Annotated in this window: 8 protein-coding genes; 1 reads left to right on the top strand and 7 read right to left on the bottom strand. The window is 40.1% G+C overall.

Annotated features, from left to right (window positions below):
- Nucleotides 1-48 precede the first annotated feature (48 nt).
- Entirely contained in the window at nt 49-318 is a 270-nt protein-coding gene (locus BUQ87_RS06540) for a late competence development ComFB family protein (RefSeq protein ID WP_038266171.1), read from the top strand.
- 132 nt (nt 319-450) lie between these two features.
- Here BUQ87_RS06540 and BUQ87_RS06535 read toward each other — a convergent pair whose 3' ends face one another.
- The 7 genes from BUQ87_RS06535 to pyk all read right to left on the bottom strand — a co-directional run bounded on the left by BUQ87_RS06535 (nt 451) and on the right by pyk (nt 11,674).
- Nucleotides 451-2,229, bottom strand: a complete 1,779-nt coding sequence (locus tag BUQ87_RS06535) for an aminopeptidase P family protein (RefSeq protein WP_038266168.1) — start codon at nt 2,227-2,229, stop codon at nt 451-453.
- Nucleotides 2,230-2,384: 155 nt separating this feature from the next.
- Nucleotides 2,385-4,415 carry a methyl-accepting chemotaxis protein gene (locus BUQ87_RS06530; RefSeq protein ID WP_038266166.1) on the bottom strand — a complete coding sequence of 677 codons (2,031 nt, stop codon included), beginning with the start codon at nt 4,413-4,415 and terminating at the stop codon, nt 2,385-2,387.
- Between the two features lie 251 nt (nt 4,416-4,666).
- Entirely contained in the window at nt 4,667-5,233 is a 567-nt protein-coding gene (locus BUQ87_RS06525; RefSeq protein WP_038266162.1) for a beta-class carbonic anhydrase, read from the bottom strand.
- Nucleotides 5,234-5,278: 45 nt separating this feature from the next.
- A complete protein-coding gene (rlmD, locus tag BUQ87_RS06520) occupies nt 5,279-6,637 on the bottom strand; it encodes a 23S rRNA (uracil(1939)-C(5))-methyltransferase RlmD (protein ID WP_038266160.1) in 1,359 nt (452 codons plus the stop codon).
- Between the two features lie 173 nt (nt 6,638-6,810).
- Complete coding sequence (locus BUQ87_RS06515; protein WP_038266157.1) at nt 6,811-7,506, bottom strand: hypothetical protein; 696 nt, start codon at nt 7,504-7,506, stop codon at nt 6,811-6,813.
- 288 nt (nt 7,507-7,794) lie between these two features.
- Nucleotides 7,795-9,378 (bottom strand): sodium:neurotransmitter symporter family protein, encoded by a 1,584-nt coding sequence (locus BUQ87_RS06510; RefSeq protein WP_038266154.1) that lies wholly within the window; start codon nt 9,376-9,378, stop codon nt 7,795-7,797.
- 526 nt (nt 9,379-9,904) lie between these two features.
- Entirely contained in the window at nt 9,905-11,674 is a 1,770-nt protein-coding gene (gene pyk / locus BUQ87_RS06505; RefSeq protein WP_038266152.1) for a pyruvate kinase, read from the bottom strand.
- Nucleotides 11,675-11,686 lie beyond the last annotated feature (12 nt).

The following is an 11,686-nucleotide window of genomic DNA, read 5'->3' as shown; positions in this document are numbered from 1 at the left end:
GAATGTGTATAATTTAACCAATGCTACTTTGAGACGAGGAGATTCTTTATGATTAAGAATTACATGGAAATAGTGGTTGACATTCTACTGCCAAAAGTCCTCATACACCACCCTAATATCTGCACATGTCAAAATTGTATGGATGACGTGAAAGCTTTAGCGCTCAACCACATGCAACCTTTATATGTACGCACTAAACGGGGCGAGGCGTTCAATAAGGTAAAGTCTCTTTCAAAACAGTTTGAAGCCGATGTATTGAAGGAGCTCACCACTGCTGTCACAATAGTAAGTTCCAATCCAAAACATGATGAAGAATAAAATCAAACACAGAAAAAGGAAGGCTTGAATTTACAATAGCGCCTTCCTTTTCTCAGTTTTGTAGAATATTAAATACACATGATCATTCCATATTCCACTTTGAATAAATTCTTAAACTTAAAATCATCGATGCTATATTTCCCTTGTCATGTCCTCAAGCCATTTTTTCTCATCTTCATCTAAGTATACTTCAATATTGTCGTAAACCATTTTGTGGTATGAATTCAGCCATTTTTTCTCATCTTCAGAAAGCATGTTTGCCTCTACAGCCCTTATGTCTATAGGACAATACGATATTGTCTCAAATTCCATGAACTGCCCAAACTCAGTCTTTTGGGCTCTTTTTACAAGGAGTGTGTTTTCGGTTCTTATTCCATGGCTCCCTTCCCTGTATATGCCCGGCTCGTTAGTCAAAAGCATGCCCTCTTCAAGCACTGTATTGTTCATAATTTGGCTTATTCTTTGAGGACCTTCATGAACACTCAGGAAATATCCAATCCCGTGTCCTGTACCGCATTTGTAGTCTATTCCCTCTTTCCACATTGGCTGCCTTGCAATTATGTCTATATTTGTCCCCGTAGCCCCGTACAGGAATTTAACATTTGCAAGCGCAATATGCCCTTTAAGCACAAGTGTGAAGTCCCTTTTTTGCTCATCTGTGAGATTTCCAAGAGCTATTGTCCTTGTGATATCAGTGGTACCGTCGAGGTACTGACCTCCAGAGTCCACAAGTAAAAACCCTTCTTTGGCAAGTGTGTATTGGCTGCTTTCACTTGCACTGTAGTGCATCTTAGCCGCGTGCTCTTTGTATGCGCATATGGTGTCAAAGCTTGTTCCAACGAATAGCTCCTGCTGCCTTCTAAGCTCCTCGAGTTTGTCAGACACCGATATTTCGCTCATTTCCTCTTTTCCTACATTGGCATCAATCCAATATAAAAATTTCGCCATGGCAACCGCATCTCTTACCTGGCAGTTTCTTATGTTTCGAATCTCGCTCTCGCTCTTTACCGCCTTCATATTCTCTACTATGTCTTCCCCATTTAGAGCTTTGCATGTTTTCGGAAGTATGTCATACAGTCTCCAGCTCACCTTTTTAGGGTCAAAAAATACAGTGTTCTTCCCATCTATATTTTTTATGGCTTTTTCAATTTTCGAGTACCCCTTTACTTCCACGCCATTTTCATCAAGGTGATTTTTAACGCTTTCAGTAATTTTTTTCTTTTCAACAAACAATACAGCCTTTTCTTTTTCTATAATTGCATACGCCATGAATACAGGATTGTTTTTCACATCATGGCCTCTGAGGTTGAAAAGCCACGCTATGTCGTGAAGCGATGACATTATGTAGCAGTCAGTCCCTGATTCGGACATTTTAGTTCTTACCTTTTCCAGCTTTTGAACTGGCGACAAGCCTGCATATTTTAACTCATGCACAAATATTTCATTTGTCGGAAGCTGCGGCCTATCCTCCCATATCTCATCTAAAAGATCATGTTCTCCATTTATTCTAATTTTAGACGGCGAAAATTTTTTATTCATCCTTTTAACTTCGTCTACAGAAAATACACCGCTGTCAAACCCTACGCATGAGCCTGAATCAAGCCTGCTACAAATCCAATCCGTATACGAAGGAACTCCCGGCTGCATCATCTTGAAAAGCTTTATATCGCTTCCTGAAAGTTCCTCCTCAGCCTGTATGTAATATCTTCCGTCAGTCCAAAGCCCGCTTTCCTCTGCAGTTACGACAAGCGTTCCTGCTGAACCCGTGAAACCCGAAAGCCACTTCCTGGATTCATATCGCTTTGTAACATATTCGCTCTTATGAGGGTCCGAACTTGGAATTATATACGCATCCAATCCCTTTTTTTTCATCTTTTTTCTGAGCAGTGCCAGTTTTTCATTAGTTTTCAATTTAATCCCCCCGTTTACATAATCGACAACCTATAAAACAATTTGTATATCTAATATATTCAATTATATTACATACAAAACAATATTCACAGATTGATTTGCCAAAACTCAAATAAAGCCCCCAAAAGTGATTTTGTTTGGGGGCTTATAATTGACTATATTTTAAACCTGTCTACGAGGCTTTGGAGATTCCTTGCGCTTCCAATGTTTTCATCCGCTATTTTTGACACTCCAATGCTGTTTTCGACTATTTCAGCTGTTTTTTCTGCTATATCCTGAATGCCTCTAGCTCCTTCGCCAACTGTGGCGGCAACCTCATTTATAGCTATGGCTATGCTCGATATAGATACATCCAGCTGCTCTGCCGCCTTGTCAAATTCAGCCATTATCGAATTTACTGTATGTGCATCTTTGTCGTACTGTTCGCTGACACCTATAAATTTTTCATAATCCACAAGCACCTTTTCTTCTATAAATTTAAGTAGCGCCTCTGAATTGTCTTTCATATTTCCAACAGAAGAATAAACTCCAGATGCAATGTCTTGTATCCCGACAGCTGTCTTTGAAGATTCCTCCGCCAGTTTTCTTATCTCATCCGCAACAACCGCAAACCCCTTTCCAGCTTCTCCTGCTCTTGCCGCTTCTATTGCCGCATTAAGCGCCAAAAGGTTTGTCTGGGCTGTTATACCCAAAATAGTATCTGTAAGTATGTTTATCTGCGATATTCTTCTTGACTCTTCTATGGCATTTTCTACTTCACCCTTCACATCATCATATATGCTCTTGGCGTTTTGTGTGGATTTCATGGCTTCTTCTTTAAGTTCTGTAGCCCTTTTTATTATCTGGTTTGAAACCTGCGCGCCGTCTCTAGTCTTTTCAGCTATTATTGACACATTTGAGTTCACTTCTTCTATCGAAGCCGTTATCTCCTCTGTAGATGCCGCAGTCTCTTCCATTCCCGCTGAAAGCTGCTGGGTCGTTACTGAATTTTCTTGAGCATTTTTCTCCATGACAACCGAATACCTGTCGGCTTTTTCTGCGTTTACATATATCTCTTTAGACACCGTTATTAGTCTTTGTGCCATCTCTCTCAGCGCCCGCCTTGTATTTAATGTCGCATTTGCAATTACTCCGGTCTCATCCTTGTTATTTTTAAGATACTCATATTTATCGTCAGAACCAAGGTCCAATTGTGCTGTTTCTTCAATAAGCTCAGTGATTTTGAGTATAGGGCTGGATATTTTTTTTGACACTGCAAGTCCTATTGCAAGCGATATAAATATAGCTGCAATGCCCACTATGGCCACATACATTCCCATGCTGTTAACAGGGGCCTTTATTTCTGACATATTCCCTGTCAAAACGAGTGTCCATCCCGTCTCTGGAATCACGCTATACACGCAAATCTTTCTTTCACCTTTGTAGTCATATTCTGCAGACTCCGTACCTACATTTTCGCCTGATTCAACCCTTTCTACAACTCCTTTTATTATGCTGTTTTCAACAGGCTTGCCTATCTTGTCTTTTGTTGGATGGTATATCATAGCCGAAGTTTTATCAACTAGATATGCATAGCTTGATTCAAAGTCCAGTATTTTGACATCTGCAAGATATTTTATCAGGCTTTCTGCATAGACTGCAGTTCCAACAAAGCCTATGACATTCGAATTTCCATTTTTTACCGGAGCCACAAATGCCAATATATATGCTCCTGTAGCTTTTGACTTTAAAGTCTCACTTATAGTTACTTCCCCTGATTCTAGTGCCCTTCTTGCGTAGTTTCTGTCGCTAAGATCGGCACCCATGAGATCTGTATTGCTGTCAGCGACTATTGTGTTCGAAGAATCTGCGACAAATATATGCTCCAGGTTGCCAGCTTCATCTGAAATTTCAGACAGCTTGCCATTTATATATGCCGTCAATTCCTCCGAATCCTGGCCTGCGTTTTTTATTTCGAGCAATCTGGCTATCTCATCTTGCTCTGCCATAAGCGATACATTTCTCTTTTCCTTTTCTATTATGGACTGAATTATTCTTATATTGGTGCCTATGTTTTGTCCCATTGATTCTTGAGTAATGCCTGTTATCGTACCCGTTGCCTTAAAGTAAGTAATCATTCCCGTTATAAGTACAGACACCAGTATCATTGAAATTATAGCCGAAGAAATCTTTCCTTTTATATTCATATTTCGTCCCCCTTTTTTGATTTTCGTACAAAACAATAATTTTCAACAAAATCGCATTGTATTTTCGATTAGTGTATCATTCAAGAGATCGAGTTTTCAACAGTTCCTATTTACTACGAATTCTGCCCTGCTGATTTGTTTCATCCTTATATTATACCTTTTCAATATAAATTCAATCATTCAACCGCCCATTTTCACACGACTATAAAAATAAAGGGCGAATTCGCCCTTTATTTAGATTGATATTCAATTTATTTTTCCATATACCCGTCTACCACCACTTCTATTCCACCGGTTTCCGGATCCATTATAAGCCCATGCACAGACACATCTTTTGGAATCAGAGGATGGTTTTTTATTGCAGATACGCTTTCTTTGACCGAATCAACTACACAGTCGAATCCGTGAAGCCAACTTCCAATATCTATTCCAGAATATTCAAGTGTCAACAGAGTGTCTTTCGACACTCCCCTCTCCTCCATTTTTTTTATAACTTCCGAAGAATTCAGGTTGCTCATTCCGCAGCCATGATGTCCTATTACAAATACCTCTTCTGAACCCAGCTCGTATATTGCCACAAGTATGCTTCTCATTATACTTCCAAACGGATGCGTTACAACTGCTCCGGCATTTTTGACAAACTTTGCATCTCCATTTTTAATTCCAATTGCCCTTGGAAGAAGCTCTGTAAGCCTTGTATCCATGCATGAAAGTATTACCATCTTTTTTTCCGGATATTTTGTAGTCCTGTATTTTTCATATTCACTGTTTTCCACAAAACTCTTATTGTAATCCAAAAGCTCCTGAAGTTTGTTCATGCTTATTCCCCTTTCAATGCTTTGACTTATTGCTATTACACCTTATTATACCCTTTTAAAGCTGCATACAACTTCCGTATGCATCGTATGAGGGAACATGTCTACAGGCTGTACATTTTCGACAGTATATCCATTTTCCTCAAGATACTTCGCATCCCTTGCAAGGGTCGCAGGATTGCATGATACATATACTATTCTCTTGGCCTGCATGCTCGAAAGAACAGACAGCACCCTTTCATCACAGCCCTTCCTTGGAGGGTCTACAACCGCGACGTCTGCCCTTATTCCCTGCTTATACAGATTTGGTATGACTTCTTCAGCTTTCCCAGCATAAAACTCAGCATTTTCTATGCCGTTTAGCTTTGCATTTTCAGCTGCATCCCTTACCGCATCCTCTACAATCTCAACGCCTATCACCTTTTTTGCCTTTTGCGATAGGAAAAGTGATATGGTGCCTATCCCGCTGTATATGTCAAATACGGTCTCTTCACCCTCAAGCTGTGCATATTCGAGGGCCTTGCCATAGAGCACCTTAGTCTGCACAGGGTTGACCTGAAAGAACGAAAGCGGCGATATGTTGAACTTCAGCTCCCCTATATAGTCATTTATTATTCCGTCCCCATGTATGGTCTTGTTTTTAAATCCAAGTATCCTGTTTGTCTTGTCGGGATTTATGTTTTGAACCACGGTCCTAAGGCCCGGAATCTCGTTTTTAAGCATGTCTACAAGTTTTTCGACTCCTTTAAGCCTTGCCGCAGCTTTAGTTACGAGCACAACCATTATTTCTCCGGTTGTAAAACCTATTTTTGTGACTACATGCCTCATGTTCCCCTTATGGAACCTTTCATCATACACCTCTATTGAATTTTCATTTATATATTCTTTGACTATGGCTGTAATCTTTTCGTTTATATCATGCTGTATACTGCATTTGCTGCAAGGCACTATCTCATGCGAACCCTTTTTGTAAAACCCTAATGCGGCTTCTCCATTTTGGACTCCCACAGGAAACTGGGCCTTGTTTCTGTATCCGTAAGGGTTTTCCATGCCTATTATTTCGTTTACAAGGCTTTCATCCACTCCGCCTATCCTCTTTAGGGTCTGTCTTACACTTTCGCTCTTTATGTCTAGTTGAGATTCATAGCCAACATGCATTATCTGGCATCCTCCGCAGATGCCTGCTATTTCGCATGCCGGCTCCACTCTAAGCGGTGACTTTTCAATAATATCCACAAGTTTTGCCTGGGCATAGTTTTTCTTGAGCTTGGTTATCTCTACAATCACCCTGTCCTTTGGAACAGCCCCTTCCACAAATACCGCAAGTCCGTCCAGTCTTCCTATGCCACAGCCCTTGTCCGTAAAATCCACTATTTCAATTTCATATTTTCCATTTTCATTTATCATGTATTAACACTCCTTGACTTCAAATCAATCTAAAAAACAAGGGAATCTTATTTCAAGCCATAAGATTCCCTATAATCCTTCAAATAATATTTTAATTTTAAAAAATATATGTTTTCAACAACAATTTTAAATGTTTCAGCCTTGCACCAGATGCAAATCCTGCCTCTTAGGTATTAAACAAACAGGTCCTTGCTCTTATAGGCCCTGAATCCCTGCATAAACGCAGCAGCGAAAAGCACGATTCCCAAAATAGGCGGAACTGTTGCAAGCATTTGAGAAAAGCCTGCACCTCTTCCCGTAGACTGCATTATGGACTGTATTGCTTCCTGATAGTTATTCATTACGTATATTCCATATTTAAGCCAATACGCCGCAGTCATTATTCCCACAGGTATTACCGCAAGGCTCATGATGAATCCATGGTAAGACCTTTTTCTTATCCCCTTTATCCCCATGAATATGGGTACAAACATAACTGCTGCCAGCACAAATCCAAAATACTGAGGCGAAAGCGCCAGAAATAGTACAGAAGTTATTACAAACACTCTGAAATACTTTCCTATATACGACGACTCCCCTTTGAAATCCGCTCTTGCCGCTTTCAAATACCTTATATAGTATTTTATCTTGTCAACAAGCTCTTTTGCGTTCTCATCCGACTTGAAAAGCTTTTGAAGTTCTCTTCCCTTCTTGTAGAGCGATGTATACACTTCCTTAAGATCCTCGGGAACTTCTACATTTTCATACTCCGTTTTTATTGATGTCAGCTCTCCAAGAAACTGGTTCTTGTTTTTTTGTGGCAAAAGACCTGTTTCGTCTATCTTTTTAATAAGTCCGTCAAGTACTGTAACGAGTTCTGAAGCCTTCATAGTACCACCTCTCATAATAGTATTAGTATGATTGCATAATAAATCTCACAACTTATATTTATAATACCTCAAATTACAAATTTTGTCGACCTGACCCAATACTACTTAAACATAAAACCCCACCTTTACAGGTGGGGTTTTTATTCAGTTTATTTTTTTGCCGCCTTAGCAGCCTCTCCTTTAAGAAGAGCGTTAAGGGACACAAATATAGCTACTAATATTATAGTCCATATGGTTATCATGAAACCTAATGCTGCACCAGTCATATTACTGATCCCTCCCTCTCTATTATCCTACTCGAATTGATACTTCATTTTCAGAGAGCTCTTTAGCGTACTTAGTCTTTATAGACTTGTACGACTGCATGAATCCTGCTACAAGAACTACAATTATTACAACTCTAGCTCCGTTTACCCAAGGCACAAGTATCGGAGAGTTCTCAACAAACGACGGAACTGCTCTGAAGTACCCCGCCTTGATATAGTCAAGCGTAGAGAATATAAGAAGTATCGCTATCGATATAGGTGTAAGGAATTTGTGGAAAACATTGAAGAACCACGATGGTATCTGCCATATTCCACCTCTGTTTATCTCCTCAAGAGCCTTGTCTCCCATAAGGAATGCAACAACGCATATTTCAACAAGTCCAAGAACTATAAGAAGGTATGATCCAACCCAGTTGTCAACCTCTGTAAGGTAAGCAAGGTCTGCCGTCTTAGTCAAAACAGGCTCTAGTCCAACTGGTAGTCCAACTGCTATATATGCGAAGAACATTATCATCGCGCCCTTAACCCTTGTAATTCCAAGATCTTCTTCAAGAAGTGCAACAAGATAGTTGTACATCGCTATAGCTGATGTAAATCCAGCGAAGAATAGAAGAAGGAACCAAAGCGCACCTACGAACTGGCCTCCGCCCATGGCTCTGAATACGTTTGGAAGCGCTATGAACGAAAGTCCAACACCTGCTCCAACTCCGTCAGGTCCCATGAATGCGTAAGCTATAGGTATAACCGCTGTACCGCCAAGTATTATCTCCGCAAACTCGTTAAGAGATATTGTCGCAAACGAAGAAACTACAACGTCATCGTCTGGCTGAAGGTATGAAGCATAGTTACATATTATACCCATTCCTATTGAAAGTGTGAAGAATATCTGGCCTGCTGCAGCTATTGCAGATTTCCAGCTCAGCGCTGAAAAGTCAGGATTCCAGATGTAGCTAAGGCCTTTCATAGAAGACCAGTCAGGGTTTACAGGGCTTCCTATAGTAAGCGCTCTAACCGCAAGCACTATACCAAATATATAAAGAATAGGCATCATTATCTTAGCCCATGTCTCTATACCCTTTTGCACTCCCTTCATTACTGTATATCCAAGCATAGCAAGTGCTATTATCCAGAATGTAAACACTAGTCCTGGAGTCTGGATATAGTTTACAAATACTTCCCCTGTACTCTTGGCAGCATCCATGTATCCTCCACTTACTGAAAGATAACTGTATCCAAGAGTCCATCCGATAATTTGAAGGTAATACGAGTTAACTAGAAGCGTTACTGCAAATGCCATCATTCCTGCAATTGCTCCAAGCACTGCAGCCGTTTTAGGCTTAACACCCTCTCTAGCTTGAAGATAAACCATTGGTGCAAGTGTTCCATGTCCATACTTTCCACCGTAACGGCCGAGGTTCCACTCAATCAACATGATCGGTATACCTATGATAATAAGTGCGGCAAAATAAGGGATCATGAAAGCGCCCCCACCGTTGCTGGCAGCCTGATACGGGAATCTCCAGAAGTTTCCTAGTCCTATAGCGTTACCTGCCATGGCAAATATAAGACCAATCTTGGAGCCCCATTGTTCTCTTGATTCACTCATTAAAAAATCCCCTCCTTAAAAGAATTTTTTTCAGTTCATGTAGATTATACCCTGTTTCGCACCTTTTAACAAACTATTTTTACTTTTCTGAAACTTACATAATTTTATTTTTACGCAGAAAATATTTCATTTGTATTGAATTTTCAATATTTTTAGAATTTTATGTTTGTATTAAAAAAAATCAAAAAATATTTATTTTAAATTATTTTTGATTTTTTTCTTTATTTTTTGAAGGTTTCCACCTCCTGAAACAACTGTCTATAAGCTTGTTTTATTGGAAATCCGTTGTTATCAGTATGCCTAATCCATTTTTTTGAAATTCAAGACCAAAATTCAAATTCTGCATTTTAAAAACAATTATCTTACGATAATATTTTTTCATATTTAAAGAGATCCTCTCACCTTCTCTTTTTCCGAATCGTCTGATTTGCGTTTATTTTCAATCAAGTTCTGTTTTTTAACAAATCTACTCTCTTTTTTAACGCAAATCAGCACATCTTTGGTTTATTTATTAACGATTCTGCTGTTACAGTACGCTTGCACTCCCCATATACACCACTCCTTTTGATGTATCCAGCGTTATAGTATCTCCGCTTTTTATAAGCTTGGTAGCATCTTTTGCACCTACTATTACAGGCTTACCCATATGAAGTGCAACAAGGGCCGCATGGCTTGTAAGCCCTCCTTCTTCTATTATCACAGCAAGAGAGTCTTGTATATACCTGTTATAATCTATATCGGTAGTCCTAGCTACCAGTATGCAGCCCTTTTTAAAGCTGTTAGACACGTCTTGGCCATGTGGCACCACGCATGCTTTTCCTTCTATTGACTCTTTTCCTATTCCCACTCCCCTTGTTATTATCTCCGCAACTATGTGTACTTTCATTATATTAGTTCCACCTACTCCTCCTACAGGTACTCCGGCCGTTATAACGACTAGGTCTCCTGCATTTATATGTTTTTCATCAAGAGCGCATGCTATCGCATCTTCAACCAGCTTGTCCGTCGATTCAAATTCTTTTGAAAGCACGGATTCTACGCCCCATACTAAAGACAGCTTCCTAGTCACTTTTTCAAAAGATGTCACCGCTATTATCGGGGCCACCGGCTTAAAGCGCGATACCATGCTGGCCGTAAGCCCTGAAGCTGTTACAGTTATTATAGCGCTGGCACCAAGTTCCCTCGCACTGGTGCATGTCGCATGGCTCACAGCATTTGTAACAGTAGTATTTTCTTCCCTTTTGCCCTCTTCCTTTTCCATGAGCGCTATATACTCTGGGGATGCCTCTATTCTAAGGGCTATTTTACTCATTGTTGATACCGCATCAACAGGGTACGACCCTATGGCAGTCTCCCCCGAAAGCATTATTGCATCAGTTCCATCAAATATTGCATTTGCTACATCTGCAACCTCCGCCCTTGTGGGCCTTGGGTTCCTGATCATCGAATCCAGCATCTGCGTAGCTGTTATGACAGGTTTTCCCACTCTATTGCATTTTCTTATGAGTTCCTTTTGAACCAGTGGAACTTCTTCAGGCAAAATTTCAACTCCAAGATCCCCTCTTGCAACCATCAGCCCGTCAGAAACCTGGAGTATCTCATCTGCATTTTCCACGCCCTCGGCATTTTCTATTTTGGAAATTACGCTTATGTCATTCCCTCCATTTTCCTCAAGAACCCTTCTTATGTCTAGCACATCCTCGGCTTTTCTTATGAATGATGCCGCGACAAAATCTATGCCATTTTCAATACCGAATATTATGTCTTCCCTGTCTTTTTGAGTGACCGCAGGAAGGTTTATTCTCGCACCTGGTATATTTACCCCTTTTCTGTCTGAAACCTCACCTCCGTTTTGGACTGTGCACAAAAGCTCATATTGCGATTTTTCTTCAACAATTAAAGATACAAGTCCATCGTCTATAAGTACGGTATCTCCTACGGATACGTCTTTTGATATTTCATTATAGCTTACACTGCAGATGCTCTCATCTCCTAGAATGTCTTTTGTGGTCAATGTGAACTTTTGCCCCTGGGCAAGCAGTACTTTTCCATTTTTGAATTTGCCCACCCTTATCTCAGGTCCTTTTGTATCGAGCATTATCGCCACGGGAAGTTTCATCTCATTTCTTACTCTTTTAATTGTTTCCATTCTTCCCCTGTGTTCTTCGTGAGTTCCATGAGAGAAATTAAGCCTGCATACATTGACCCCCTTTGAAAACATCTGCCTTAAAGTGTCATCATTTTCACTTGCAGGTCCAATTGTGGAAACTATTTTAGTCTTTTTTCTGTGCGACATGTTCCCCTCCTA

The sequence above is a fragment of the Peptoclostridium litorale DSM 5388 genome, assembly GCF_900141635.1.
GTDB lineage: Bacteria > Bacillota > Clostridia > Peptostreptococcales > Peptostreptococcaceae > Peptoclostridium > Peptoclostridium litorale.
The sequence above is the reverse complement of the archived record's forward strand: the minus strand, read 5'-3'. Positions and strand labels throughout refer to the sequence as shown.